This window comes from Amycolatopsis speibonae (assembly GCF_042647925.1).
Lineage (GTDB): Bacteria > Actinomycetota > Actinomycetes > Mycobacteriales > Pseudonocardiaceae > Amycolatopsis > Amycolatopsis speibonae.
Window position 1 is genome coordinate 1 of sequence record NZ_JBHRWK010000018.1, and the last position, 25,372, is coordinate 25,372.

Below are 25,372 nucleotides of genomic sequence, written 5' to 3' on the forward strand. Positions count from 1 at the left end.
GATCACTGGTCACTCTGGCGACGACGCCACCAAACCCGCGCCCGCCACAGCCACTACCAGCGACAACGCAACAAACATCCCTCACTGCCGCTGTAGTATTAGAACCGTCCTTAACCACTCACGAGACCCGCCACCCCGGCTGAGGCGTACGCCACAACCTCGACATAGTCGGACTTCCTACTTTATGGTGTCCACAGGTCTGCGGTGCAGGGAAGCCGGTGAGAATCCGGTGCGGTCCCGCCACTGTGACCGGGGAGCGGCGCTCCCGTAGAGAAGGCCACTGGCGCGAGCCGGGAAGGCCGGAGCCGCCGCGGATCCGGGAGCCAGGATACCGGCCGCAGATGTCCACGTTCGTCCACGAGGATGGAGCTGAACGCATGCGGATTCTTCCTGCCTGCGCGAAAGTCGCCGACCCGCCACCACCCCGGCGGTAAGTCGTCCGTACTCCCCTGCCCGGCCACCGATCGTGGTCCTCGGGCGGCTTCGTCCTGCGCACTTTCGGAAAGGGCATCCATGAGCACCGAAATCGGTCACTTCGTCGGCGGCAAGCCGGTACCGGGGACTTCCGGCCGCTTCGCCGACGTCTTCGATCCCAGCACCGGCGCCGTCCAGGCCCGTGTCCCGCTCGCGTCGGCCGCCGAGGTCGCCTCCGTGGTCGCCGACGCCGCTCAGGCCCAGCTCGAATGGGCGCGCTGGAACCCGCAGCGGCGCGCCCGGGTCCTCATGAAGTTCGTCGACCTCGTCCGCGCCGAGGAAGACTCCCTCGCAAGGCTGCTCTCCTCCGAACACGGCAAGACCGTGCCCGACGCGCGCGGCGACATCCAGCGCGGTCTCGAAGTGGTCGAGTTCGCCATCGGCATCCCGCACCTGCTCAAGGGCGAGTACAGCGACAGCGCGGGCACCGGCATCGACGTCTACTCGATGCGGCAGCCGCTCGGCGTGGTCGCCGGGATCACGCCGTTCAACTTCCCCGCGATGATCCCGCTGTGGAAGGCCGCCCCGGCGATCGCCTGCGGGAACGCGTTCGTGCTCAAGCCCTCCGAACGCGACCCGTCGGTCCCGCTGCGGCTGGCCGAACTCTTCCTCGAAGCCGGTCTGCCGCCGGGCGTGTTCAACGTGGTCAACGGCGACAAGGAAGCCGTCGACGCGCTGCTCACCGATCCCCGTGTCGAGGCTGTCGGCTTCGTCGGCTCCTCGTCGATCGCCGAGTACATCTACACCACCGCGGCCGCGCACGGGAAGCGCGCGCAGTGCTTCGGCGGCGCCAAGAACCACATGATCGTGATGCCGGACGCCGATCTCGACCAGGTCGTCGACGCGCTGATCGGCGCCGGCTACGGCTCCGCGGGCGAGCGCTGCATGGCGATCTCGGTCGCCGTCCCGGTCGGTGAGGCCACCGCCGACGCGCTGGCCGCCCGGCTGACCGAGCGGGTCAAGGCGCTGAAGATCGGCGCCTCGCTCGACGAGACCGCCGACTTCGGACCCCTGGTGACCGCCGAGGCCGTCCAGCGGGTGCGCGACTACATCGACATCGGCATCGCCGAAGGGGCGAAACTGCTCGTCGATGGTCGCGAGACCACTGTGGACGGTCACGAGAACGGCTTCTTCCTGGGCGGGTGCCTGTTCGATCACGTCACCAGCGACATGCGGATCTACCGCGAGGAGATCTTCGGCCCGGTGCTGGCGATCGTGCGCGCGGCCGACTACGAAGAGGCCTTGCGCCTGCCCAGTGAGCACGAGTACGGCAACGGCGTCGCGATCTTCACCCGCGACGGCGACACCGCCCGCGACTTCACCTCGCGGGTGAACACCGGCATGGTCGGGGTCAACGTGCCCATCCCGGTCCCGATCGCCTATCACACCTTCGGCGGCTGGAAACGCTCCGGATTCGGCGACCTCAACCAGCACGGCCCGGACTCGATCCGCTTCTACACCAAGACCAAGACGGTCACCTCGCGCTGGCCTTCCGGCACCAAGGAAGGCGCCAGCTTCGTCATCCCGACGATGAACTGAGGCCGCGATGAGACTGACCGACGAACAGCGGGCCCTGCGCGGGACCGCGGCGGAGTTCGCCGCGGAACACCTCGCGCCGCACGCGATCGAATGGGACCAGGCCAAGCATTTCCCGGTCGACGTCCTGCGCAAGGCCGCCCAGCTGGGCATGGGCGGGATCTACCTGCCCGAAGAGCTCGGCGGCTCCGCGCTCGGGCGGCTCGACGGCGTCCTCGTCTTCGAGGCACTCGCCACCGGCTGCCCGTCGCTGGCCGCGTACATCTCCATCCACAACATGGTCGCGACCATGATCGACAAGTTCGGCGACGACGTCCAGCGTCACCGATACCTGCCTCGAATGTCCACCATGGACACTTTCGGCAGCTACTGCCTCACCGAACCGGACGCGGGTTCCGACGCGGCGGCGCTCTCCACCCGCGCCCGCCGCGAGGGCGGCGAGTACGTGCTCGACGGGGTCAAGCAGTTCATCTCCGGCGCGGGCACCTCGGACGTCCACGTCGTACTCGCCCGCACCGGCGGACCCGGCGCGCGCGGGATCTCGGCGTTCATCGTCGAACGGGACACTCCCGGTGTCTCCTTCGGCCCCAACGAGCTCAAGATGGGCTGGAACGCCCAGCCCACCCGGCAGGTCATCTTCGAAGACGCCCGCGTTCCCGCGTCGGCGTTGCTCGGCGGCGAAGGCAACGGGTTCCGCGTCGCGATGTCCGCGCTGGACGGTGGCAGGCTCAACATCTCGGCCTGCTCCCTCGGCGGCGCCGAAGCCGCGCTCGGCATGGCCGTCCGGCATCTGTCGGAGCGTTCGGCGTTCGGCGAGAAACTGTCCGAGAAGCAGGCGTTACAGTTCCGGTTGGCCGACATGCGCACCGATCTCGAAGCCGCCCGCACCCTGCTCCGGCGGGCCGCGGACGCGCTCGACCACGGTGAGGACACCGCGACCCAGCTTTCGGCGATGGCCAAACGCTTCTGCACCGACACCGGGTTCGAGGTCGCCAACCAGGCTCTGCAACTGCACGGCGGTTACGGCTACCTCGCCGAGTACGGGCTGGAGAAGATCGTCCGCGATCTGCGGGTGCACCAGATCCTCGAAGGGACCAATGAAATCATGCGCGTGATCATCTCGCGCCGGATGCTGCAGGAGGCCTCGTGAACGACGTCGGATTCCTCGTCCACAGTGGAATCGGCCGGATCACGCTGAACCGGCCGCGTGCGCTGAACTCGCTCAACCACGACATGGTCCTCGCCATGCTCGACCACCTCGAAGCCTGGCGTGCCGACCAGGGCGTCCGCGCCGTGCTGATCGACGGCGCCGGCGATCGCGGGCTCTGCGCGGGCGGCGACATCCGCGCCATCTACGACGACGCCCGCAGCGGCGGCACTGCCTCTCTGCGGTTCTGGGCCGACGAATACCGGCTGAACGCGCTGATCTCTCGCTACCCCAAACCGTATCTCGCGCTCATGGACGGGCTCGTCATGGGCGGCGGGGTCGGCGTCTCCGCGCACGGCAGCCACCGGATCGTCACCGAACGCTCCCGCGTCGGCATGCCCGAGACCGGCATCGGTTTCGTCCCCGACGTCGGCGGCACGTACCTGCTGTCGCGTGCGCCCGGTGAACTCGGGACGCACATCGCGCTCACCGCCGGGTCGATCTCGGGTGCCGACGCGATCCACTGTGGACTCGCCGATCACTTCGTTTCCAGTGAGAAGATCCCGGACCTGCTCGACGCGCTCGCGTCACGGACCCCGGACACCGCGCTGGAACTGATCGCCGAAGCCGCGCCGCCGAGCGCGCTGGCCAAGGAGGCCGACTGGATCGACCAGTGCTACGCGGCCGACACCGTCGAGGAGATCCTGACCAGGCTCCACGCCGGCGGCGACGTGGCCGCCACCGCCGCCAAGGAGATCGAAGCGAAGTCGCCCACCTCGCTGAAGGTGACTCTGCGGGCGATCCGGTCCGCGGCCGCGATGCCCGATCTGGAAACCGTGCTGGCGCAGGAGTTCCGGATCTCGACACGCGCGCTCTCCTCCGCCGAGTTCGTCGAGGGCATCCGGGCGCAGATCATCGACAAGGACCGCTCCCCGAAGTGGTCACCCGCCACTCTGTCCGAAGTGGACGACAAGATCGTCGACGCCTACTTCGCCGACCTCGGCGACGCAGAGTGGGTGGCCCGATGACGATCGCTTTCCTCGGCCTGGGCAACATGGGCGGTCCGATGGCCGCCAACCTCGTCAAGTCCGGCGAGACCGTCCACGGCTACGACCCGGCGCCCGGCACGCGATCCGATAGCGTGGCCAGGTTCGACAGCGCGGGCGCGGCGGTCGCCGCGGCGGATGTCGTCATCACGATGCTGCCGAGCGGCAAGCACGTCCTCGACTGCTACCGGGAGATCCTGCCGTCCGCGCGGCCCGGGACCCTGTTCGTCGACTGCTCCACCATCGACGTCGCCGACGCGCGGCAAGCCGCCGGACTGGTCCTGGAAGCGGGTCATCGCGCCGTCGATGCCCCGGTGTCCGGCGGTGTGGTCGGCGCCGAGGCCGGGACGCTGACGTTCATGGTCGGCGGCGACTCGCAGGCGTTCGTCACCGCGGAGCCGTTCCTGGCCATCATGGGGGCCAGGGCGATCCACTGTGGATCCTCCGGCGCCGGTCAGGCGGCGAAGATCTGCAACAACATGATCCTCGGCGTCTCGATGATCGCCGTCTCGGAGGCCTTCGCCCTCGGCGAGGAACTCGGCCTCACCCCGCAGGCGCTGTTCGACGTCGCCTCGACCGCGTCCGGGCAGTGCTGGGCGCTGACCACCAACTGCCCGGTGCCCGGCCCCGTCCCGGCCAGCCCCGCCAACCGGGACTACCGCGGCGGGTTCGCCAGCGGCCTGATGCTGAAGGACCTGCGCCTGGCCGAATCCGCGGCCAGGGACAACGACGTCGCCACCCTGCTCGGCACGAGGGCCGCGGACCTCTACGCGGCGTTCGTCGAACGGGACGGCCCCGGCCGGGACTTCTCCGCCATCATCACCGCCGTCCGCGACGGCCTCCTCACCAAGGAAACCGCATGAGCGAGTACGAGACCATCACCGTCGAGCGGGCGGGCGATCGCGTCGCGCTGATCACCCTGAACCGGCCCAAGGCGCTCAACGCGCTGAACCTGCAGGCCATGCGGGACATCACCGGTGCGGCGGAAGAACTCGGCCAGGATCCCGACGTCGGCGCGATCGTGCTCACCGGCTCGGCCAAGGCCTTCGCGGCGGGCGCGGACATCAAGGAGATGCAGCCGCAGTCGTTCAGCGACGTCTACGCGGCCGACTGGTTCGCGGGCTGGGACGCGCTTTCGCGGGTCCGTGTCCCGCTGATCGCCGCTGTCTCCGGGTACGCCCTCGGCGGCGGCTGCGAGCTGGCCATGATGTGCGACGTCCTGATCGCGGCCGAGAACGCCAAGTTCGGCCAGCCGGAGATCACCCTCGGCGTCATCCCCGGCATGGGTGGTTCCCAGCGGCTCACCCGCGCGATCGGCAAGGCCAAGGCGATGGACCTGTGTCTCACCGGCCGCATGATCGACGCCGCCGAAGCCGAGCGGTCGGGGCTCGTTTCCCGGGTCGTCCCGACGGAGAGCCTGCTCGACGACGCGCTCGCCGTCGCGGCGAAGATCGCGAGCATGTCGCGTCCCGCCGCGATGATGGTCAAGGAAGCCGTGAACCAGGCCTTCGAGTCCGGTCTTGCCGACGGGCTCCGGTTCGAACGGCGCCTGTTCCACGGCACCTTCGCCACCCAGGACCAGAAGGAGGGCATGGCCGCGTTCACCGAGAAGCGCGAGCCGAAGTTCCTTCACTCCTGACCGGTGAGTGACCGGTAGAGCGGTCGCAGCAGGGCGGTGACCGATTTTCCGTCCACTGTGGACTTCAGTGGCGGGACCTCGTCGAGCAGTCCCAGCGGGTCCCCGGCCGGCAGTCGTCGTGTGTTCGTGACGTCCCCGGCCGGCCCCCAGCCGAAGAAGTCGTCCATCACCTCGTCGAGGCCGGGCGCCTCGTCTTCCGCCGCCGGAGCCGTCACGCGGGCGCCCGCCTGCCGTCCGATCTCTTCGAGCAGCGTCGCACGATCGCGCCCGCGGAGGGCGAAGATGGCGAACGGGTCCGCTTCCTCTTCGAGCGCGATCAGCCCCGCGACGAGGTGGTCGCACGGGACGCGGGTGCCCGGGCAGGTGCAGTCCAGCGACAGTTCCCACGCCGCCTCGGGGAACAGCGGCACCTGCTCGGCGGCGAAGAAGCGTTCGATGTCGTCCGGGATCCGCCCGTCGAGCAGGGCCGTCGTCGTGGCTTCGTCGGCGACGACGGCGGCGATGACCGCCGTCCACACCTGCTTGCCGAACGTCGGCAGACCGACGCGGACCTCGTAGAACCGGTGCCGCGTCACCCGCACCTGGGCGACGGCGGCACCGGGACCGATCGTCAGGGTGTCGACCCGGCAGGGCGGGACCAGTCCTTTGTGGACGCCGAGGTCGTCGAGTGCCCGGCGGAATCCCTCAGTCATCGGCCGCCTCCCGGCCCAGTGCGAAGACCTCGCGCAACGAGCCGGTGGACAACTCCGTCAGCCAGTCTTCCCCGTCGGTGACGACTAGGTCGGCGAGCGCTTCCTTCTTGGTGATGACGGCGTCGATCCGTTCCTCGATGGTGCCGGGACAGACGAACTTCCGCACCTGGACACTGTTCCGCTGGCCGATGCGGAAGGCACGGTCGGTGGCCTGTTCCTCGACCGCCGGATTCCACCACCGGTCGAGATGCAGGACGTGGGTGGCGGCGGTGAGCGTCAGCCCCGCTCCCCCGGTCTTCAGCGACGCGAGCAGGATCGACGGGCCTTCGCCCGACTGGAAGTGCTCGACGATCGAGTCGCGGCGCCGCTGCGACAACCCGCCGTGCAGGAAGGCGATCTTCACGTTCAGCCTGCTCGAAAGATGCGGCACGAGCAGGTGCCCGAACTCGGCGAACTGAGTGAAGCACAGCGCGCGGTCGCCCGAGTCCAGGATCTCGGCGAGGAGTTCTTCGAGCCGGTTGACCTTGCCGGACCGGGTTCCGATCGGCGAACCGTCGTGCAGCAGATGCGCGGGATGGTTGCAGATCTGCTTGAGCTTCGTGATCGCCGCGAGGATGTTGCCGCGCCGTTTGACCCCGGCGCTGTCGGCGATCTTGGTCATCATCTCGTCGACGGTCGCACGGTACAGCGTCACCTGCTCCCGGGTGAGACGGTATTCCTGGAGGATCTCGATCTTCTCGGGCAGGTCCGCGAGCACGGTGGGGTCGGTTTTGAGGCGCCGCAACAGGAACGGCCGGGTGAGCCGCCGCAGCTCGGTGGCCGCGGTGAGGTCGCCCCGGCGTTCGATGGGCACCTCGAACCGCTCGCGGAACTCTTGCCTGCCACCGAGGACACCGGGGTTGAGCAGATCCGAAAGCGACCACAGGTCGGCGAGCCGGTTCTCCACCGGGGTCCCGGTAAGCGCGACCCGGTGGCCGGCGGGGATCCGGCGCAGGGCCTGCGCCGGACCGGTGTTCTGGTTCTTGACCGCCTGCGCCTCGTCGAGCACGAGCCGGTGCCACCGGACGGCCGCGAGTTCGTCGACGTCGCGGGCGGCGGTCGAGTAGGTGGTGACGACGAGGTCCGCGCCCTCGACGCGCGCGTGACCACGATCGGCGCCGTGATGGATGTGCACGCGCAGCTCCGGTGCGAACTTGGCCGCTTCGCGCTGCCAGGTGCCGAGCAGTGACATCGGACAGACGAGCAGCGTCGGCTCCCTGTCCTCCTGTGCCCGCTCGATCGCTTCGAGCGCGAGCAGCTGGACGGTCTTGCCGAGCCCCATGTCGTCGGCGAGGCAGGCACCGAGCCCGATCGACGTCATGAACGAAAGCCAGGCGACGCCGCGGCTCTGATACGGCCGCAAGGTCGCCAGGAACGTCGGCGGCGGCTCGACCGGCTCGATGGTGCGCTGGACACGCCCGGCGAGGAAGTCGTCGATCCAGCCGTCGGTCGTGACCTCGGTGACCGGCAGAGGCGCTTCGAAGCCTCCGCGGAGCAGGGCCAGCAGGTCCGCCGGGGTGGGCAGCGGCGGTTTCTCACGGTCCGGGTCGCGGCGGAGGTACTCGAGACCGGCGCGCAGCAGTTCGGGATCCACGCTCACCCACCGGCCGCGCAGCCGCACCAGTGACGACTTCGCGGCGGCGAGCCCGGCGAGTTCCACGTCGGTCAGGGCGTCCTCCCCGACCGCGAGCGCCCAGCGGTAGGAGGCGAGCTGGTGACGGCCCAGCCGGTGCACTGCGGCCTGGTCGACGGGCGCGCCGCGGACCGACAGCTTGAGCGCGAGCTTCCGCCTGCCGCCCCAGCTCGCCGGGAGCTGGACGTCGAATCCGGCCGCGACCAGCTGTTCGGCGCCACCGTCGAGGAACTCCACGGTTTCGGCGACGGTGAGGTCGTAGGTGCCCGGCTTCTCGGCCTCGACCGCCGGGCCGAGCATCGGCAGCACTCCAGCGGCTCGCTCCAGCTCGGCGGTGAAGAGGCCTTCGGGGTCGGTGAACTTCGCCCCCGCGCTGCCGGACCAGACGTCCTCGGCCGGGAGCAGGAGGCTGGGATCGGCCGCGGAACGCAGGAGGAAACGCAGCTGCCATTTGGTTCCGTCGCCGGTCTGGTCGTCCGGGTCGTCGACAGGGCCGTACAGCGTGGGGACCTCGTCGAGCCGGAGGCAGACCGTGCCCTCGGTGAGGTCGGTGTCGCCGACCTCGTCCCACGCCGCGATGCCTTCGGCGACGATCCCCATCCGCCCCGGCGCTTGACTGATCCGGTCGTCGGCGCTCTTCAGCGCGTGGAGCCACGCGCCGAACGGCCCTTCACGTCCATCGCTTTCGGTCGCGTGGCCGGTGGCGGCCAGGCGATCGCGGACGGCGGCGTCGACCAGCGTGTGGAGCGCGTCGGTGACCAGCGCCGACGGATCCGGCCCGGGGTGTTCGGCCCGGCCGACCGGCGGGGTGGCCGCGATCAGCGCCCGGAGCGCGACCGCGTCGCCGCCCCTGGCCACCGGCCGCCAGCGCGCTCGCGCCACGATCTCGTTCCGCACGAGTGTGGGGAGCACCCGGCCGCGGCGCACCAGGTCGTCCGCCAGCCGGACGACCGCGCGGAGGTGGCGGACAGAAGTGCCGTAGCTGACCGTGTCGGCCAGGTCGCCCAGCTCGGAGGGGTCGATCAGGAGCGCCGGTACCGACCAGGGTTCCAGCGTCAGTTCCTGCTGCGGGCGGCCACGCGAGCCAAGCTCGGGCGAGGCGACCGGACCGCCGCGCCTCGACGGCAGCAGCAGGACGGCCGACGCCGGCTTGCCGGGGTGCAGCGCGGTCAGATCCGCGACCGACGCGGCGAACGGATGCGGCCGGGCGGCGCTCGACGGCCGCATCGACGTCGTCGCCGGGCGGTCGCCGTGTTCACCCCACAGCACGATCCCGCGGCCCCGGGACCACAGTCCGTGCACGACGAGTGGCGACATGATCCCCTTTCGCGGTCTGGTCCCTCCAGCATGCCCGGAGCCGATCAGCGTCCGGTCAGCGAGGGTCACACCATCGTGTAGCTAGGCGGCGATCGCCCGCTCTTCTAGGCTGATGAGCTAGTCCCCACACGGAAGCGACCATTCGATGACCGACGGAGAAGCACGCGCCGGCGTGCTGTCCAAACGCGCGCTGGTGATCGCTTCACACGCCGTGGAGAGAGCCGCGCTCGCCGAAGGCACCGACGAGAACATGGTCGTTCTCGCGCTTTTCCAGCGCCTGCCCTACTTCGAACGGGAACGCGAGGTCTACGCCAGGATCGCCCGGCGCGCGGCCGTGACCGTCGTCGGCATGGTCGATTCAGGACGCCCGGACCTGCCGCACGGCGTGACCCCGGTGCTGCTGCGCGCCGAGGAGAACCTCGCCCGCGAATGGTCGGTCGCGGTGCTCACCCCGACCTTCGGCGGCTCGGTCGTCGCCCAGGACCTCGACGACGTCGACCCGTCTGCGACGTCCGTCGAAGCGGCACGGCGTTTCCAGGGCCGCTGGGGCTTCCGCCGCGACGAGGCGTACGCCGAGGTCGTCCGGCTGCGCGACGCGCTCGGCGATCGTCTTCCGCCCACCGCGCGGATCAAGATCGACGAGGTCCTGAAGAGCGTGACGACCCCGGCAGCGGCGCCGGTGGAGAACCGCGCGGAAGCGGCTTTGCGCCATCTCGCCGGGCGGCTGGAGCGGCAGGCGCCGTCGAAGCCGGAGGACCCGGCTCTCTCGGCCGATCCCGACACCGGGCTGGCGACCATGGCCGGGATCTCGGGCTGGCTGGGCGCGTCGACAGACACCGTCCCGCTCGGCCTGATCCTGATCACCGTCGACGACCTCGACGAGGTCGGGCGGCGCCACGGCGACCGGGTCAAGATGCACACCGAACAGAACATCGCGGATCTGATCCGAGAGGATCTCCGCCCGCTCGACCGGGCGGTCCGGCTCGGCAACGCCGAGTTCCTGCTCGTCCAGCCCGCGCTGGAATCGGCCGACCTGACCGAACGCAGCCTGCGCCTCGAACGGCGGCTCGGTGCGCTCCACACCACCTATCCGTTCGTGGATCTGCATCCGCGGACGACGACCATGCTCACCCGGAAGCGGCCGCTGCCCGTGAATTCCCTGCGCTCTCAGCTGAGAAAGGTGCCGACCTCGGCGCTGTGGCCGCCCAGTCACGGCATGCTCCCGACGCCGAACGGCAACGGTTCGCCCTGGTTCCGCTGATACGGTCTCTCCGGTGAAAACCGTCCTGGACGCGATCGATCCGCGCACGGCGCTGACGATCCTCGGCCCTTCGAAAGCCAAGATCCGTGGCGGTGACGCGTCCGGGGAGGCTGGCGCGGTCTGGCCGGAGCGGATGCTTCGCGCACGGGCCAACGTCCTGGCCAAGTCCAAAGTAGACAGTGGCGGACTGCGGCCCGCCTGGCTTCGCTACAACGGGAACTTCTACCGAAACGTCGGCGGCGCCTTGAAAGAGGCCGCCGAAAGCGGACGCCTGCTGATCCTCAGCGGCGGCTACGGAATCCTGCGTGCCGACGAGCCGATCTCTTACTACGACCGGAAACTCAGGCTCGACGACTGGCCGTCCGGCGTGCTCGAAGACGCCGTCATCGAAGAAGCCCGGCGGATCGGCGCGACGAAGGTGATCACGTTCGTGTCCGCGAGCGCCGACTACGCGAAACTGGTCCGGCGGATCCCTTGGAGCTCCACGGAGATCGAGGGTGTGCTGGCTACGATCGACTTCCACGGCGGCGGGGCGCAGGTCGAGGTGCCGCGGCGGCTGGCTCAGGCTTTCGGCGCGTGGTGGCACCGGTCGCCGTCGGACTACCCACCGGGCCTGGTCACCGAGGTGCTGACCTAAGACCCTATTTACAATACAGGTCAGCACTGTATCTTAATGAGGTGACTTCAGAAGACCGCGCGCCCGGCAGGCCGCGCAGCAGGGAAGCGGACGCGGCGATTCTCGAGGCCGCGCTCGAGTTGCTGATCGAATCCGGCGCCACCGCGGCCAGCATCGAACAGGTGGCGCGCCGCGCCGGAGTCACCCGCGCGACCGTGTACCGCCGTTTCCCGGACAAGACCCGCCTCTTGATCGCCGCGCTCGAAGCCGCCTACGGCAATCCGCCGCCGATCCCGGAAATCGCCGACGTCGAGCAGCTGCTGAAAGACTGGGCCACCGTCGTCGCCGATCCGCGGCAACGCCGTCTCCTCCGCCGCGTCTACGGCGCGATCGAGGACCTGCCGGAACTCGCCAAGGCGTATCAGGACCTGTTCGGCAAGGATCGCGATCAGGCCCGCCGGGACGTGTTCGCCCGTGCCCGCGACAGCGGGCACCTCCCCGCCGGCGTCGACCTGGAAGTCCTGCTCGACCTGCTCACCGGCGCGATCTGGCAGCACCTCGCCACCCGCCCCGACACCTGCACGCCGGCGGAGACCGAGGACTTCCTCCGCGGCGTGCTCCGCCAAGTCGGCTATCGGCCGCGTCCAGAGGAAGGAACAGCGCCATGACCACAGCGAGCCCGGAAGCGCAGCGGCGAACCCGGGCGTTCGCCCGCGTGATCGGCCCCTACGTCGCCACGTTCACCACCATCTACGCGATCCGCCTGCCCGAACTCCAGGGCCTCACCGGCGATCTGTTCGGTCAGCCCGGCCTGATGCTGTTGCTGGGCGCGATGATGCTCGCCGCGGGGCTCGTCATCATCGGCGGGCACCGCAGCTGGCGCGGGCCGCTCGCGGTCACCGTGTCCCTGTTCGGCTGGTTCGTCGCCATCCGTGGTTTCCTGCTCATCGCGACACCCGCGACGATCCGGTCCGGGGTCGACGCCACCATGCTCTCCCCTGTCGCGATGACCGCCGCCCGCGTCTTCTTCGGAGCCCTGGCCGTGATGGGTCTGCTGCTGACTTACGCCGGCTGGTTCGCTCGCCGTCCCGCCACTGGGTGACGCTTACGGCCAGCGAGCTTCGGAAAGCGCCAGCGCGGCACGGAGGAACGTCTTGCGGTCGGCGGCGGGAAGCTGTCCGAGCAACCGTTCCTCCTGCTCCTGGATCCGCGACTGCGCCGACCTCCGCGCGGCGCGACCGGCGTCGGTGATCCCCAGCAGCCGGACCCGGCGGTCCTTCGGATCCGGCTCGCGGGTGATCAGGCCGTCCTCCTGGAGCGCGTCGAGGGTGCCGATGATCCGGGTCTTGTCCGCGCCGATCGCCTTGGCGAGCGCGGCCTGCGTGCGGACGGGCCCGTCGTCGAGGGCACTCAGCACCACATAGCCCCACATCGTCAACCCATGCTCGGCCAGTACCGGCGTCTCGGCGTTCATCAGCCTTCGCATCAGCCCGCCGAGCATCGCCGCGAGATCCGGCCTCCCTTGCTCCGCCATGCGCAGACCATACCGACCGGTGTCCCGAAACCGGTTGACGAACTCGTATGCATATGTAGATGATATGCGTATGCCTATTAATGAACTCCGCATTCTGGACGCCCTCGTGACCCGGACCAGCCTGGACCTCGTCACCAGGATCGCCCCTACCGATCTGACCAAGCCGACCCCGTGCAGCGCTTGGACCCTGCACGGCTTGCTGGCGCACATGACCACCCAGCACCACGGTTTCGCCGCCGCGGCCGAGGGCGAGAGCCACCTCGACCACTGGCGCCTGCTCCCGCTGGGCGACGACCCCATCGCCACCTACCGCGACTCGGTCAACCGGGTGCTGAACGCCTTCGTCCCCCACGACCTCGCCGACCGGAAGTTCGCGCTTCCCGAGTTCTCCACCGAAATCACCTTCACCGCGGAGCAGGCGCTCGGCTTCCATTTCCTGGACTACCTCGTGCACTCCTGGGACGTGGCCAATACCCTCGGCCTGCCGGTGAAGTTCGAGCAAGAGGTGCTCGACGCCGGACTGAAGTTCGCCGAGTCGATCCCGAACGGGCGGAACAGGAAGGCGCCGGGTGCCGCCTTCGGCCCGGCCGTGGACGCGACGGGACCGTCCGATTTGGACACCATCGTCGCACTGCTCGGCCGCTCACCGTCGTGGCCGGACGTCACACCCCAGGCTTGACCGGCACCGCTTCGAGCACCCGGGCGGTGACCAGTTCCGGCTTCTCCAGCGAGAGTCCGTGAGTGGTTTTGGGCACGACCTCGACGCGGATGTGCGGACTCAGGGATTCGAGCCGGGCCGCCACCGCTCGGGCGTCGTGGATGACACTGCGTTCGGCGACGACGATCCGGGCGGGGACGTCGATCGAGCGCAACTCGTCGTCGCTGAACAGGTGCATCTCAGGAAGGTGCTGTTTGTACTTGAGGGCACCGAAAAGCAGAGGCCGCACAGTGTGCCGCACCTCCGGATCCCCGGACGCCACCAGCCGGAGCAGCCATTTCGGCAGGAACCAGCGGAAGATCTCCCGGAAACTCCACCAGATGAAACTGCGGCCGATCCTGCCGAACCCCGCCGCTTCGATGGTGACAAGGCCGGCGATCCGATCGGTCGACCGGGACGCGAGGTTCAGGGCGAGCCAGCCACCTCGCGAAACACCGGCAAGATAAACCTTTTCGTGGCCGGTTCCCGCGAGCACCCCATCGATCACCTCGGCAAGCCACTCCGCGCAGTCCTCAGTGGACTCGACGGGAGCGGTCTGGATCGATCGCCCGGGTTCGCCGATGGTGTCGACGGCGTGGATCCGGTGCCGGGCGGCGAGTTCGGCGATGTGCGGATACCAGGACAGCGATGTCCCCATCCCGCCGGAAAGCAGCACGATCGGCGCCCCGTCTTCCGGACCGCACCGCCGGACACGGGTCGGGCCGAATCTCGTCTCGACGTCCAGTTCTTCGGCTGGGACCGGCCATTTCCCCAGGATCTCGTCATAGGTGGCGAAAAAGCGCTCTTCCGCCTTCTTGTCGGTGAACTCCCCCAGCATCGGTCCTCCTCGAATTTTTTATAGTGCACTTGCACCATAACAGCCCGGCAGCCGCTCCGGCCAGTCCCCGACGACATGACAGAGTGACGGCGTGCCGAAACGTGTCGATCATCAGGAGCGCAGGCGCGAGATCGCGGAAGCGCTTTTCCGGATCGCCGCCGCCCAGGGCCTGCAGGCGGTCACGCTGCGCGCGGTCGCCGCGGAGGCGGGCATCTCGATGAACCTGGTCCAGTACTACTTCCCGACCAAGGAAGAGATGTCGCGCTTCGCCTGGCGGCGGATCGTCGAACTGACCATGGAGAACGCCGGGAAGACCATCGGCGAGGCGATGAAGACCGAGGACGAGCGCACCATCGTGCGCGCCTACCTCACCGCGGTCCTGCCGGAGGGCGAGCGCGGCCGCATGCTGGCCGCCGTCCAGATCGCCTACTTCGCCGTGGACGTCACGCGCGGAAGCCAGGATCCCGACCAGGAACCACTCCTGCCCCACCTGGTCCACGCCGTCACCGAACTGCTCCGGAGTGCCCAGAAGAAGGGCGACATCCCGGCCCAACTCGATCCCCAGCTGGAGGCGGACTCGCTCGCGACTATGTCGGCCGGCCTCGTCACCGCGATCCTGGTCGGCGCCTACACGGCGGAACGGGCGGCGGAGATCGTCGACTACCGGCTCGGCGGGGTGTTCACCCGCGATTGATGAGCATCTCGATGCCGTCCAGGATGCGGCCGAGCCCGAACTCGACGTCGGCGTCCTCGATACCTTCTTCGCCGTAGGCCTCGCCGGAGATCACGGCGGCGACGCGCGTGTAGCCGCGCCCTTGGAGGTGCGGTCGCAGAAACCCGCTCAGCGCGTGGACCTGCTCGGGAGGGCTCGCGTTCACGTCCCGCAGCAGGGAGGCGGTGCTGCGCACCCAGCCGTCGACCAGCACGGTGCACCCCATCACGTCTTGGGTGCTCAGCCCTGAGCTCGCCATCCCTTCCAGGAAGTTCTCCAGCCACCCCAGCAGATTCGGCGTGCTCGGCGCGCCGCGCACCGGCAGGTCGATCAGCCACGGATGGCGGCGGCTGCGTTCGAGGAGTGCGCGGGCCCAGGCGGTGACCGCGGCCCGCCAGTCGCCGGACGGCGGTTCCGGCGGTGGGCCCCAAGCCGCCTCGGCGACGAGGACGAGCAGTTCCTCTTTCGAGCTCAGGTAGCGGTAGAGCGCGTTCGCGGTGATGCCGAGGCGTTTCGCGATCGACGGCATGGACAGCGCCGCGTAGCCCTCCGCGTCGGCCTGCGCGATGGCCGCGTCGACGATCTGGTCGAGGCTGTATCCCGGTTTCGGCCCGCGCCGGGGCGCCGGGGCATGCCCCCACGCCAGCGCGGTGCCTGGCGGCAGCAACTCGATCTTGACGTCGTCCATCGGGGCATTGTTGCATCCAAAACAGGTAAAGGCATACACTGTTCATGGCATACACAGTTAAGTGATGAGTTGGGGGATCGACCATGACCGAACCGAACAGGCGGAACGTGCTCCGCGGGGCGGCCGCGCTGGCCATCGGCGGAGTCGCCGCGACCTACGGCAGCACCGGATCCGCCGTCGCCGCCCAGCCTCTTTCGCCCACGGCCGCGAAGGAGCACTTTCCTTTCATCGAAGGTGCTTTCGCGCCGACGAAAGAGGAGGTGACCGCGTTCGGCCTGCCCGTCACCGGCCGCATCCCGAAGGATCTCTGCGGGCGGTACCTGCGCACCGGGCCGAATGTCCTCGGGCTCGAGGATCCGCGCGCTCACCACTGGATGATGGGTGAGGGGATGGTGCACGGCGTCCGGCTGCGTGACGGTAAGGCCGAGTGGTACCGCAACCGCTGGGTGCGTTCGTCCGGTGTCGCGGCGAAGCTGGGCGAGCGGTACCCGTGGCCGGTGCCCGCCGAGGACTTCGCGCCGAACACGCACGTGATCGGCCACCACGGCCGCATCCTCACCCTGCAGGAGTCCGGAGCGCCGCCCTACGAACTCGACGGCGAGCTGAACACGGTGGGGCCGTTCGATTTCAGCGGCTCACTGGAGGGTTCCTACACCGCGCACACCAAGTTCGACGCCCACGCCGACGAACTGCACGCGGTGACCTACCACCCGACCTGGGACCACGTCCGGCATCTGATGGTCGATCGGACCGGCCGCGTGGTGCGGACCACCCGGATCCCGGTCACCGACAGCCCGATGATGCACGACTTCGGGCTCACCAAGAACTACGTGGTCGTCTTCGACGTACCTGTCACCTTCGATCCGCAGCCGGGCAAGGTGGTGCCCTACAAGTGGAACACGGAACACCCGGCCAGGGTGGGCGTGATGAAACGCGAAGGCGGTCCGGTCCGCTGGTTCGGCGTGGATCCGGTCTTCTACTCGCATACGCTCAACGCTTACGAGCAGGGCTCCACGGTGGTGGTCGACCTGACCACGATGCCGGCGCCTTTCGAGGTGGCGGGTAAGCAGGGCTTCGGCGGCCCGTCGGCGTCGGGTCCGCCGGTCCTGGAGCGCTGGACGATCGATCTCGCACAGGGACGGGTGCGACGCCGCGTCCTCGACGACCGGCCGCAGGAGTTCCCCCGGGTCAACGAAAGCCTGGTGTCACGACGACACCGGTACGGCTATTCGGCCTCGCCGGGCGAACTGTTCGACGTCTACCTGGACAAGCCCGCCAACTCCTTCGGCAACGCGTTGATCAAGCACGATCTGCAGAACGGGCGCTCGGAGGTGCACCGCTTCGGCCGGGATGCCGACGCGAGCGAAGCGGTCTTCGTACCATCGGCGCGCAGCAAGTCGGAGGACGACGGGTACGCCCTCGCCTACGTGAACAACCCTGACCGCGGCGCCTCGGATCTGGTGATCCTCTCGGCACCGGACTTCACCGCGAAACCGTTGGCACGTATCCACTTGCCGAGGCCGGTACCGCTGGGCTTCCACGGCAGCTGGGTCGCCGACTGAGCGCCCGGGCGGTCGCCGGGTGCCCCCGGCGACCGCCCCTCGGTTCACACCCCGGTGAGCACCTCCTCCAGTGCGACGGCGGTGTCCGGATGCCGTTCGAGGAGCGCCAAACCGGTAGGTGCGGTGCTCCCCCATGGTTCGTCGCACCCCAGCAGCTCCGCCAGCGCGTCACAAGTCGACGGATGTGCCGCCAGCAACGCGAGGCCGCTCCCGCCGGTCTTCCTGGTCACCGTGAGCGGTTCCGGCTGGGCCTTCCAGGGCGGGACCCATGCGTCGAGCGTCGCGAGCCTGCCGGGGAAAACCCGCCCGGCTTCACGCACGATCAACGGCACCAGCTCCGCGCCCCGGGACCTCAGCGTGGTGATCAAGGTCGGCAGCCATGGCAGCAGCAGCCTGTCCGGGAGCTCGGCGAAGGCGTTGGACATCGCCTCGACGACGAAGTCGGCCAGCCCCGGCGCGGGTTCCAGCGCGTGGACGAATCCGCTGAGATAGCGCGGATAGGCGGGCAGCACCATCGGGTTGGCCAGGAGTTCGGCGCATCGCTCGCGCAGTTCCGCACGCGAGAGGGTTCCGAGCTGGACCTGTGCCGCCCACAGCAGCGCCACCTTCGACGGCTCCTGCGGATGCGCTCCGGCGATCGACAGCTCCAGCTGGGTACGGTCGCAGCCCAGCGACAGGGCCAACGCCTCCATGCTGAACAGGAAGCCCAGCATCGCGGCGACCTGCTCGACACCGGCCTCTTCGTCGGCGAACGCCGCCGGCAACAGGGTGCAGTAGTGCGCGTACCCCGTCCTGACGAAGTCCTCGATCCACCGGGGCAGCACCGGCTCGCTGGTCCGGTAGTGCGCCAGCAGCCTCCGCACCCGCCGCAGCACTTCCGGAGCGCCGTCGACGGTCCGTTCGGTGGCCAGCACCTCCAGAGCGCGCGTGCCCAGCTCCCCCGCCAACCGGGCGCTGCGCAAGTAGAGCGTCGCGTCCTCGACGGCTTCGAGCACCTTCGCTGCGGTGGCCTGCGGGTGGTAGGCCGCGCGCCGGAGCCGCTGTTCCAACACCTGCTCGATGCTGACGCCCTCGTATCCCAGCTCGATCAGGGCTCGCTGGTGGGTGCCCAGCGCCAGATCCCACGACTCCTGGATCGGTCGTTCGCCGAGCCGTCGCTCCCCCATGATCGGCCGCGCCGCGCCGCGCGGCATCAGGTACCGCAGCATCCACAACAGATCCGAGCACGGCTCCAGCTCCGGCCGCGAAGCGATGTCGAGCAGCGCCCGCTGCACACCTCGTTGCTGCAACTTGAGATTCAGGGGCTCCAGCCTGTCGTGCACGTCGCGCGCCAGCGGCGGCAACGCGTCGTAGCCGACCTGGCCGATCCTGTCGCCGCCCATCATGATCTCGACGATGCGGCGGACGTCGCGCCTGCCGGGCACGATGTCCTTCTCGATGCAGGTGACCGCCGCGTCCTGGAAGTCGTACGGCGTCGGCTTGGCCCTGTCACGCAGGCCGGCCAGCAGGATCGAGGTCTCGAACACCGCGATGGCGTCGGCCGTCGAAGACAGGTAGCCATTGCGGCGGGCCGCCCGCACGACCTCGACCGACCAGCCCAGCAACTCGGCCTCGTCCAGCCTGTCGAGGACCGGCGGTCGTCGCAGGAAGCCGGAAAGCTGATCCGGTGGAGCCACTGGCACCGGATCCACCGTGGGCGCGGGCAGCTCCGCGGCCTTCTTCCGCTTCGGCCCGCCCACCTGCCCTTCCAGCTGGAACTGCTTCACCTTGGTGCGTTTGAGGTTCTTCGCCCACTCGGTCGCCGCGATCGACACCGATCCCCCGGCGAGCCCGAACTGCGCCTCGATCGAGGCGTGGCTCGACGGGATCAGCCCGTACTGCCACGTGCTCGCACTGCGCGGGCTGATCACGAACCCGTCCGTACCCTCGACGCCGAACTCCGCGACCCGGCTGGCCGCGTGGAACGCGCCGCAGATGTAGAGGCAGTCCGCCGGATCGGCACCCGAGGCGGCGAGGTGCTCCCGCATCCGGGTCCACATGTAGCGCTCGCGGTCTTCGTCCACCCGCACGCGGCGGGTGTCCCCGGGCGCGAGCCGCCGGAACAGGCTGCCGATCAGGAACATGACCTGGCGGTAGGTGTCGTGGTCGCTGTCGCCGAGCGGCAGTTCGACGTACTGGTGCCACCACTCCGACCAGTGCCGCACCCGTCCGTGCCGCAGCAGGTGTTCCTCGAGTTCGGCGAACCGGGGCCGCAGGTCACCGATCTCGACACCCACCGCGTCACCGTGCAGCGCGGCCTCCTCGGCGGGCGGCGCTTCCGGCTCAGGCGACGGCTCGCGTTCGTTCCACTGGAAGACGTGGTCCGCCGACCTGTCGACGAGCACGAGTTCGACGCCCGGGGTGTCGAGGGCGTAGGCGATCGCCTGGTACTCCGCCGAAGCCTCGGTGATCGGCGCGACCACGGACAGCGGCGCCCACTCGGCGGGGAACCCCTTCACGTCGGTCGCGAAAGCCTGCACCGCCACGGGAAGGCGGCAGTTGCGCAGCTCGGTCAGCAGCGGCGCCATGTCCTCGCACAGTTCGAGGAAGACCACCTTCGGTTGCTTCTCCCGCAGCCGCCGCGCCATCGCCACGGCCGAAGCCGGGGAATGGTGGCAGACCGGGAAGATCTCCAGAGGCTCCCGCACCGCGCGGTCGACGTCGTCGACGAGCCCGAGCAGGATGCCCTCCAGCGCGCCGGGCCCGTCGGCGAAGACGGCCGCGGCCTCCTGCAACTGGCCGCGCAACGCCTCGAAGGCGCCGCTCATGAGAGGGTGGCGATCGCGTCGCGGCCGCCGTCGAGGAACTCCGGCCACTCCCCGCCCTCGTCCTTGCTGCGCGGCTCGACGACGCCGTGCAGGTACTTGTTGAGGATCGCCAGGTCCTCCGGCTCACGACGGGCGAGCGAGCCGACGAGCGAGGACGCGAGCGCGCGGGCGGTCAGCGCGCGTTCCCCGAAGAAGTTGCTGTGCAGTACCGCGTCTTCGAGTACGCCGATCTGCTCGGCGGTGGACAGCGCGGACTCCAGCTTCTCGTCGTCGCTGCCCGCCGACGCCGCCGCGGCGCGCAGGTCGCCGAAACTGCGCAGCAGTACGTCGAGCAGCGTCGGCGGCACGTCCAGCTCGATCTGGTGGCGGCGCAGGAGCTCCTCGGTGCGGAAGCGGACGATCTCCGCCTCGCTCTTCTTGTTCGTCACCACCGGGATGCGGACGAAGTTGAAGCGGCGCTTGAGCGCGGAGGACAGATCGTTGACGCCACGATCGCGGCTGTTGGCGGTGGCGATCACGGAGAAGCCGGGCTTGGCGAAGACGATGCCGTCACTGTCCAGTTCCGGCACCGAGATGTACTTCTCCGACAGGATCGAGATCAACGCGTCCTGGACGTCGCTGGTGGACCGGGTCAGCTCCTCGAAGCGGCCGATCGAGCCGGCCTCCATCGCGGTCATGATCGGTGACGGGATCATCGACTCGCGGGACTGGCCTTTGGCGATGACCATGGAGACGTTCCACGAGTACTTGATGTGGTCCTCGGTGGTGCCGGCGGTCCCCTGCACGACGAGCGTGGAGTTGCGGGAGATCGCCGCGGCCAGCAGTTCGGCGAGCCAGCTCTTGCCGGTGCCGGGGTCGCCGATCAGCAGCAGGCCGCGGTCGGAGGCGAGCGTGACGATGGCTCGTTCGACGATGCTCCGGTCACCGAACCACTTCTGCGAGATCTCACGGTCGAGGCCGTCTGCTCGCTCGGAACCGAGGACGAACAGGCGCAGCATCTTCGGGGACAGGCGCCAGGCGAACGGCTTGGGGCTGTCGTCGATCGATTCCAGCCAGTCCAGCTCTTCGGCGTACTTGACTTCGGCGGGGGCGCGCAGCAGGTCGGACATGTCTTGCCTTTCGGGAAAGTTCAGGAGGTGAGGAAAGTCTTGAGTTCGTGGACGAGCTTGGTGATGTGGCCGGAGATCACCGGTGTGCCGAGGTCTTTGAAACGCTCTCGGAACCACGGGTTGACGCTGCCCCGGCCGGCGCTGGTGACCGAGCCGACCGGGATGAACTTCGCCCCGGAGCGGTGGATCGCGGCCATGCTCTCGAAGAGCTGCTCGACACGGGTCTCGTAGAAGTCGGAGATCCACACCACCACGGTGTTGGCAGGTTCCGCGATCTTCGGCTGGGTCAGCCCCATCGCGACCATGCCGTCGTTGCCGCCGCCGAGATTGGTGCGCAGCAGGGTTTCGAACGGATCGTGCACCCACGGGGTGAGATCGAGAGCCTGCGTGTCATAGGCGATCAGATGAACGTCCACTTTGGGCAGTCCGGCGAAGATCGAGGCCAGCACGGCGCAGTTGACCATCGAGTCGACCATGGAACCGGACTGGTCGACCACCGCGATGAGCCGCTGCGGCGTGGTCTTCTTCGCGGTCTGCTTGTAGTAGAGGCGATCGACGTAGAGCCTTTCCTCTTCCGGGCTCCAGTTGGTGAGGTTCTTCCAGATGGTGCGATCGAGATCGAGGTTGCGGAAGACGCGCTTGGGCGGGACGGAGCGGTCCACCTTGCCCGTCGAGGCCTTCTCGACCTGGGTGCGCAGGACTTCCGCGATCTCGTCGACGTAGCGGCGGATCAGTGACTTGGCGTTGGCCAGCGCCACTCCGGACAGGTTGTCCTTGTCCCGCAACAACTGTTCGATGAGGGACATGCTCGGGCTCAGCTTCGCCGCGAGCGCGGGATCGGCGAGCACCTCGCGCAGATGCATCCGCTTGACGAGATCCGCCTCGATGTCGGCGAGGTTCGGCCCGATCGCCGGGAGCAGCGTGCTCAGGTCGGGAGTCCCGCCCCCGCCCGTGCCACCGAGCCCTGTCGGGGCCCCACCGGGACGACCTCCGCGCAGCTCACCCGGACGGCACCCCAGCGCACGCTCCAGCCAGGCCGCGTCGGCCTGCCAGCAGGACAGCTGACCGGCGGTCACCGTGTGCGGAGCCGGAGCGAAGACGTTGAGGAGCACCTTCGACACCAGGGCCGCGCGCCGCACTTCCGCGGCCTTGTCCCGGCTGTCCTCGGCTTCGGGGACCATCAGCCCGTCGAACTCGGCAGCCAGCTCCGGATGCCGCTGGACGACCGAATCCACGGCGACGTTCGGGTCCAGCAACGCGGACGGCAGACCGATGTCCTCGACCACGGCCACACTCGCCGATTCGAGCGTGGCCTGCTCGTCGTTGTCGAAGAGCCGGGCGAGCAGTCGCCAGTACAGGACCTGGCGGCGGTTGTCGTCGGAGTCGGTCATTTCCGCAACAACCTTCCGGCGCGCTCACGCAGCACGGCCGCGGCGTCCGTGGCCGCCTTCTCGGCTTTCACCCCGGCCTTGTCCGTGGTGCCTCCAGCCCACGCTCCGGCGTGCACGGCCGTGGTCTTCTTGCGCACGGTGGTCTCCACAGCGAGCGGCTGGAGCCGGAACTCGCCGTCCCACCGGATCAGACCGATGCACGCACTGGAACCCGCGACAGCCTTCGGAGTCAGCGGCCCGGCGGCCGGGATGCGGTCGGTCTCGACGGAAAGGTGGTTCCCGGCGAACGCGAACGAGAGCGCCTCTTCATCGCCTTCGATCCCATAGCCCTCAAGGAAGACGGGTACGGCGATGCGCGCCGGATGCCGGTCCAGCGGCGCGATCACCGACGCGATGGCCTTCGGCAGGACGACCCGCGCGGTGGAGAACGCGTCCGCGGGCTCGCCGAGGCGGGCATGCTCGTCCTGCCAGAGGAGGTCGCCCTCAGCGGTGACCGGCATGTCGACGAGGACCATCGAGCGGCCCTCGCTGACCGCCGTGAGCAGGGACAGATGCGGGCGCAGCAACTGCCAGATCCCGGCGCCGATGATCGTGTCCGGCTTCGGCACCGTCACACTCGCACGCACGAGACGCGGCGCGGTGCCGTCGTCGGGTTCGACCACCGCGTGGACCTGAGCCTGCCCGGCCGTCGAGTGTTCCAGCAGGTCTACGCCGAGCGGCAGCAGGCGGCCGGTGACGGTGCCGATCGCAGGCGTCGCCGCCACACCGGGCAAGGTCAGCAGCATCCCGCGCGACCACAGGTCACCCCAGCGCCGGACCGGAACGCGCTCCAACGCCGCCCCCGGACAGGACGCCGCGAGTTCCGCCGCGAACCCGTCGAGCAGGACCGCCAACCGGCGCGAACTCGGCTCCGCGAGCAACGCGGAGATCACCGGTGCCGAAGCCGAAATCAGGTCGTGATCGATGCCCTGCCAGCCGGCACGGGCCAGATCGGACAGCCAGGACCGAGCGGCGGCCAGCAGATTCGGCATCTCCGTCTCGGAAGCCTCTCGGCCGGCCTCCTCGCCCGATGGCCGGCCAGTCGCCTCGGCGATGCGCGAGAGAACCGCGTCATGCACCGAGCCGAACACCGCGATCCTCGCCGCGGCAAGGGAAACGAAGTGCTCCTCCCCCGCCGCTCCGGCCGCGGTCTTCTCGGCCGCCTCGGCGACCCGCGCCGCCAGAGGCGACCCCGCGACGGCATCGGCCAGCTCGGTCAAGCCGGTGATCTTCTGGGGCCGAAGCAGCCCCGCGATGAGCACGTCATCGAACGCGTCGACAGCCGCCAACGCCTCGTCGAGACCGGCGATGGGATCGGTGAGCAGATCGATACGCATCACACCACCGCCCTGGTCGGCGGGAACCACTGCAGTTCCGGCACCGGCGCCGTCGACGCTTCGAACTCCAGGTATGCCAAGTGCCGCAAGAACTGGCTGAACACGGACGCGGCGGCGGTGTTGTCGCCCTGCGACGGCCGCGTCGCGCTCATCGTCTGCGAAATGGCCTGCGCGGTCGGCTCCGCGACCTCTACACGCAAGTACCGCGCGACACGCTCGGCACCGTACTGAAGGGTGGATTCGTTGAGCAGAGCGAGGATGTGGTTGCAGAACATGCCCCGCGCCCCGCCGCAAGGCCGGTTGTTGTTGGTACTACAGGCGAATTCGTACGTGCTCGCCGCGACCGACGAGACGTACACGCGCCCGATGTCCGATCCGCTGGACACCACGCCCTGCACCCGTCCGTCGGCGAGTTCGACGAACGGAACCTTCGCGAGCTTGCGCGGGCGGGCGGGCGGCAACACCCGGGCCGTGCTCGCTCTTTCCCAGTCTGACAACGCATCTTCTCCTTGCGGGGGTGCCTCGGTGGGGACTGGGAAGAACCTAGCGAGAGGCACCGACAGTTTTCGATCAGGCCCGCGATCCGGCGAGCTGAGCTGCCAGATCCGCGAGGTCTTCGGCGTAGAAGTCGAACCGATCCGTCGCCGACGGCGGGTCCCCGACGGGCCTGTCGACGTAGGCGGTCCGGAGACCGACGCTCTGCGCTCCCCTCAGGTCCCACGCGTGGGCCGCGACCATCAGCAGCCGCTCCGTCGGTGCTCCGGACACCTTGACGGCCAGCTCGTAGACCGCCGGGTCGGGCTTGTAGGACTGCACCTCCTCGGCGGAGAGGGCCTGATGCCAGCGGAGGCCCGCGTAGGCGTTCATCCGGAGCAGCGTCGTCCGGCTGGCGTTGGAGAGGCCGATCAGCGGGTAGTGCTCGGCGAGCCTGTTGAGCCCTTCGACAGTGTCGGGCCAGGGCGGCATCCTGCGGCCTGCTGTCGCGAGTGCGTCTGTTTGAGCTGCTTCGCGGTCGAGGACGTCACTCAGGGCGTACGGCCTCTCCCCCTCGACGATCCGCCGCTGCTCGGTTTCGAGGTGGCCTAGCCACTGTTTGACCAGCTCGTCCGCGTCGGCGTCCGGCGTGGCCTGCCGGATCGCCGCGCGGATCCCGGCCGGTTCGTCGACGAGCGTGCCGAGTATGTCGAACACCAAGGCGTCGATCTCCACGGGCAACCTCCCGGTAAGGGTTAAAGTAGCGGTTAACCGTGAACGTACG

The 25,372-nt window shown here is 69.1% G+C and carries 23 protein-coding genes and 1 riboswitch; of the genes, 12 read left to right on the forward strand and 11 right to left on the reverse strand.

Features of this window, described 5'->3' with window-relative positions; all coding sequences use genetic code 11:
* The first annotated feature begins 168 nt into the window (after nt 1-168).
* Nucleotides 169-354: riboswitch (cobalamin riboswitch) on the forward strand.
* A gap of 159 nt (nt 355-513) precedes the next feature.
* The 5 genes from ACFOSH_RS13605 to ACFOSH_RS13625 are packed head-to-tail and all read left to right on the forward strand — an operon-like array spanning nt 514 to nt 5,842.
* Nucleotides 514-2,013 carry a CoA-acylating methylmalonate-semialdehyde dehydrogenase gene (locus ACFOSH_RS13605; RefSeq protein WP_378239190.1) on the forward strand — a complete coding sequence of 500 codons (1,500 nt, stop codon included), beginning with the start codon at nt 514-516 and terminating at the stop codon, nt 2,011-2,013.
* A 7-nt stretch (nt 2,014-2,020) separates the two neighbouring features.
* Nucleotides 2,021-3,160: an acyl-CoA dehydrogenase family protein gene (locus tag ACFOSH_RS13610; protein ID WP_378239191.1), complete on the forward strand. Its 1,140-nt coding sequence runs from the start codon at nt 2,021-2,023 to the stop codon at nt 3,158-3,160.
* Nucleotides 3,157-4,185, forward strand: coding sequence for an enoyl-CoA hydratase/isomerase family protein (locus ACFOSH_RS13615; protein ID WP_378239192.1), 1,029 nt, complete (start codon nt 3,157-3,159; stop codon nt 4,183-4,185). Before ACFOSH_RS13610 ends, ACFOSH_RS13615 begins: the two co-directional genes overlap by 4 nt.
* A complete protein-coding gene (gene mmsB / locus ACFOSH_RS13620) occupies nt 4,182-5,066 on the forward strand; it encodes a 3-hydroxyisobutyrate dehydrogenase (RefSeq protein ID WP_378239193.1) in 885 nt (294 codons plus the stop codon). The genes ACFOSH_RS13615 and mmsB overlap by 4 nt, the downstream gene beginning before the upstream one ends.
* Nucleotides 5,063-5,842 carry an enoyl-CoA hydratase gene (locus ACFOSH_RS13625; protein WP_378239195.1) on the forward strand — a complete coding sequence of 260 codons (780 nt, stop codon included), beginning with the start codon at nt 5,063-5,065 and terminating at the stop codon, nt 5,840-5,842. The genes mmsB and ACFOSH_RS13625 overlap by 4 nt, the downstream gene beginning before the upstream one ends.
* On the opposite strand, the gene ACFOSH_RS13630 is transcribed toward ACFOSH_RS13625, so the two are convergent.
* Nucleotides 5,833-6,534 (reverse strand): SWIM zinc finger family protein, encoded by a 702-nt coding sequence (locus ACFOSH_RS13630; protein WP_378239196.1) that lies wholly within the window; start codon nt 6,532-6,534, stop codon nt 5,833-5,835. The genes ACFOSH_RS13625 and ACFOSH_RS13630 overlap by 10 nt on opposite strands.
* Complete coding sequence (locus ACFOSH_RS13635) at nt 6,527-9,523, reverse strand: DEAD/DEAH box helicase (RefSeq protein ID WP_378239197.1); 2,997 nt, start codon at nt 9,521-9,523, stop codon at nt 6,527-6,529. Before ACFOSH_RS13635 ends, ACFOSH_RS13630 begins: the two co-directional genes overlap by 8 nt.
* Nucleotides 9,524-9,668: 145 nt before the next feature.
* On the opposite strand from ACFOSH_RS13635, the gene ACFOSH_RS13640 reads away from it, so the two are divergent.
* From ACFOSH_RS13640 to ACFOSH_RS13655, 4 genes are read left to right on the forward strand one after another with little or no spacing between them, the layout of a single operon-like run.
* Complete coding sequence (locus ACFOSH_RS13640; protein WP_378239198.1) at nt 9,669-10,784, forward strand: DICT sensory domain-containing protein; 1,116 nt, start codon at nt 9,669-9,671, stop codon at nt 10,782-10,784.
* A 13-nt stretch (nt 10,785-10,797) separates the two neighbouring features.
* Nucleotides 10,798-11,421 carry a hypothetical protein gene (locus ACFOSH_RS13645; RefSeq protein WP_378239199.1) on the forward strand — a complete coding sequence of 208 codons (624 nt, stop codon included), beginning with the start codon at nt 10,798-10,800 and terminating at the stop codon, nt 11,419-11,421.
* A 41-nt stretch (nt 11,422-11,462) separates the two neighbouring features.
* Entirely contained in the window at nt 11,463-12,068 is a 606-nt protein-coding gene (locus ACFOSH_RS13650) for a TetR/AcrR family transcriptional regulator (RefSeq protein WP_378239200.1), read from the forward strand.
* Nucleotides 12,065-12,502, forward strand: coding sequence for a hypothetical protein (locus ACFOSH_RS13655; protein ID WP_378239201.1), 438 nt, complete (start codon nt 12,065-12,067; stop codon nt 12,500-12,502). The genes ACFOSH_RS13650 and ACFOSH_RS13655 overlap by 4 nt, the downstream gene beginning before the upstream one ends.
* A 3-nt stretch (nt 12,503-12,505) precedes the next feature.
* Here ACFOSH_RS13655 and ACFOSH_RS13660 read toward each other — a convergent pair whose 3' ends face one another.
* Entirely contained in the window at nt 12,506-12,934 is a 429-nt protein-coding gene (locus tag ACFOSH_RS13660) for a MarR family winged helix-turn-helix transcriptional regulator (RefSeq protein ID WP_378239202.1), read from the reverse strand.
* Between the two features lie 106 nt (nt 12,935-13,040).
* On the opposite strand from ACFOSH_RS13660, the gene ACFOSH_RS13665 reads away from it, so the two are divergent.
* Nucleotides 13,041-13,613 carry a TIGR03086 family metal-binding protein gene (locus ACFOSH_RS13665; protein ID WP_378239204.1) on the forward strand — a complete coding sequence of 191 codons (573 nt, stop codon included), beginning with the start codon at nt 13,041-13,043 and terminating at the stop codon, nt 13,611-13,613.
* On the opposite strand, the gene ACFOSH_RS13670 is transcribed toward ACFOSH_RS13665, so the two are convergent.
* Complete coding sequence (locus ACFOSH_RS13670) at nt 13,597-14,469, reverse strand: alpha/beta fold hydrolase (RefSeq protein ID WP_378239205.1); 873 nt, start codon at nt 14,467-14,469, stop codon at nt 13,597-13,599. The genes ACFOSH_RS13665 and ACFOSH_RS13670 overlap by 17 nt on opposite strands.
* Nucleotides 14,470-14,560: 91 nt before the next feature.
* Here ACFOSH_RS13670 and ACFOSH_RS13675 point away from each other — a divergent pair, with 91 nt between their 5' ends.
* The gene (locus ACFOSH_RS13675; RefSeq protein WP_378239206.1) at nt 14,561-15,163 is read left to right on the forward strand and encodes a TetR/AcrR family transcriptional regulator; all 603 of its coding nucleotides are present in this window, start codon (nt 14,561-14,563) and stop codon (nt 15,161-15,163) included.
* Here the strand turns inward: ACFOSH_RS13675 and ACFOSH_RS13680 are convergent.
* The gene (locus ACFOSH_RS13680) at nt 15,150-15,869 is read right to left on the reverse strand and encodes a TetR/AcrR family transcriptional regulator (protein ID WP_378239207.1); all 720 of its coding nucleotides are present in this window, start codon (nt 15,867-15,869) and stop codon (nt 15,150-15,152) included. The two genes, ACFOSH_RS13675 and ACFOSH_RS13680, sit on opposite strands and share 14 nt — an antisense overlap.
* A gap of 83 nt (nt 15,870-15,952) precedes the next feature.
* On the opposite strand from ACFOSH_RS13680, the gene ACFOSH_RS13685 reads away from it, so the two are divergent.
* Nucleotides 15,953-17,431, forward strand: coding sequence for a carotenoid oxygenase family protein (locus tag ACFOSH_RS13685; protein ID WP_378239208.1), 1,479 nt, complete (start codon nt 15,953-15,955; stop codon nt 17,429-17,431).
* A gap of 44 nt (nt 17,432-17,475) precedes the next feature.
* On the opposite strand, the gene ACFOSH_RS13690 is transcribed toward ACFOSH_RS13685, so the two are convergent.
* The 6 genes from ACFOSH_RS13690 to ACFOSH_RS13715 all read right to left on the reverse strand — a co-directional run bounded on the left by ACFOSH_RS13690 (nt 17,476) and on the right by ACFOSH_RS13715 (nt 25,323).
* Nucleotides 17,476-20,238, reverse strand: a complete 2,763-nt coding sequence (locus ACFOSH_RS13690; RefSeq protein WP_378239210.1) for a hypothetical protein — start codon at nt 20,236-20,238, stop codon at nt 17,476-17,478.
* On the reverse strand, nt 20,235-21,347 hold the full coding sequence (locus ACFOSH_RS13695) for an ATP-binding protein (RefSeq protein WP_378239211.1): 1,113 nt from the start codon (nt 21,345-21,347) through the stop codon (nt 20,235-20,237). Before ACFOSH_RS13695 ends, ACFOSH_RS13690 begins: the two co-directional genes overlap by 4 nt.
* Before the next feature lie 20 nt (nt 21,348-21,367).
* Nucleotides 21,368-22,738 (reverse strand): VWA domain-containing protein, encoded by a 1,371-nt coding sequence (locus ACFOSH_RS13700; protein ID WP_378239212.1) that lies wholly within the window; start codon nt 22,736-22,738, stop codon nt 21,368-21,370.
* Nucleotides 22,735-24,114: a hypothetical protein gene (locus ACFOSH_RS13705; protein ID WP_378239214.1), complete on the reverse strand. Its 1,380-nt coding sequence runs from the start codon at nt 24,112-24,114 to the stop codon at nt 22,735-22,737. The genes ACFOSH_RS13700 and ACFOSH_RS13705 overlap by 4 nt, the downstream gene beginning before the upstream one ends.
* A complete protein-coding gene (locus tag ACFOSH_RS13710) occupies nt 24,114-24,611 on the reverse strand; it encodes a hypothetical protein (protein WP_229907541.1) in 498 nt (165 codons plus the stop codon). Before ACFOSH_RS13710 ends, ACFOSH_RS13705 begins: the two co-directional genes overlap by 1 nt.
* 73 nt (nt 24,612-24,684) lie before the next feature.
* Nucleotides 24,685-25,323, reverse strand: coding sequence for a haloacid dehalogenase type II (locus ACFOSH_RS13715; RefSeq protein WP_378239215.1), 639 nt, complete (start codon nt 25,321-25,323; stop codon nt 24,685-24,687).
* Nucleotides 25,324-25,372: the final 49 nt, after the last annotated feature.

Coding starts and splice junctions, on each gene's coding strand:
- ACFOSH_RS13680 (WP_378239207.1), bottom strand. CDS start 15,869: ATGGACGACGTCAAGATCGAGTTGCTGCCGCCAGGCACCGCGCTGGCG.
- ACFOSH_RS13660 (WP_378239202.1), bottom strand. CDS start 12,934: ATGGCGGAGCAAGGGAGGCCGGATCTCGCGGCGATGCTCGGCGGGCTG.
- ACFOSH_RS13610 (WP_378239191.1), top strand. CDS start 2,021: ATGAGACTGACCGACGAACAGCGGGCCCTGCGCGGGACCGCGGCGGAG.
- ACFOSH_RS13640 (WP_378239198.1), top strand. CDS start 9,669: ATGACCGACGGAGAAGCACGCGCCGGCGTGCTGTCCAAACGCGCGCTG.
- ACFOSH_RS13685 (WP_378239208.1), top strand. CDS start 15,953: ATGACCGAACCGAACAGGCGGAACGTGCTCCGCGGGGCGGCCGCGCTG.
- ACFOSH_RS13635 (WP_378239197.1), bottom strand. CDS start 9,523: ATGTCGCCACTCGTCGTGCACGGACTGTGGTCCCGGGGCCGCGGGATC.
- ACFOSH_RS13655 (WP_378239201.1), top strand. CDS start 12,065: ATGACCACAGCGAGCCCGGAAGCGCAGCGGCGAACCCGGGCGTTCGCC.
- ACFOSH_RS13625 (WP_378239195.1), top strand. CDS start 5,063: ATGAGCGAGTACGAGACCATCACCGTCGAGCGGGCGGGCGATCGCGTC.
- ACFOSH_RS13700 (WP_378239212.1), bottom strand. CDS start 22,738: ATGACCGACTCCGACGACAACCGCCGCCAGGTCCTGTACTGGCGACTG.
- ACFOSH_RS13670 (WP_378239205.1), bottom strand. CDS start 14,469: ATGCTGGGGGAGTTCACCGACAAGAAGGCGGAAGAGCGCTTTTTCGCC.
- ACFOSH_RS13630 (WP_378239196.1), bottom strand. CDS start 6,534: ATGACTGAGGGATTCCGCCGGGCACTCGACGACCTCGGCGTCCACAAA.
- ACFOSH_RS13690 (WP_378239210.1), bottom strand. CDS start 20,238: ATGAGCGGCGCCTTCGAGGCGTTGCGCGGCCAGTTGCAGGAGGCCGCG.
- mmsB (WP_378239193.1), top strand. CDS start 4,182: ATGACGATCGCTTTCCTCGGCCTGGGCAACATGGGCGGTCCGATGGCC.
- ACFOSH_RS13695 (WP_378239211.1), bottom strand. CDS start 21,347: ATGTCCGACCTGCTGCGCGCCCCCGCCGAAGTCAAGTACGCCGAAGAG.
- ACFOSH_RS13605 (WP_378239190.1), top strand. CDS start 514: ATGAGCACCGAAATCGGTCACTTCGTCGGCGGCAAGCCGGTACCGGGG.
- ACFOSH_RS13705 (WP_378239214.1), bottom strand. CDS start 24,114: ATGCGTATCGATCTGCTCACCGATCCCATCGCCGGTCTCGACGAGGCG.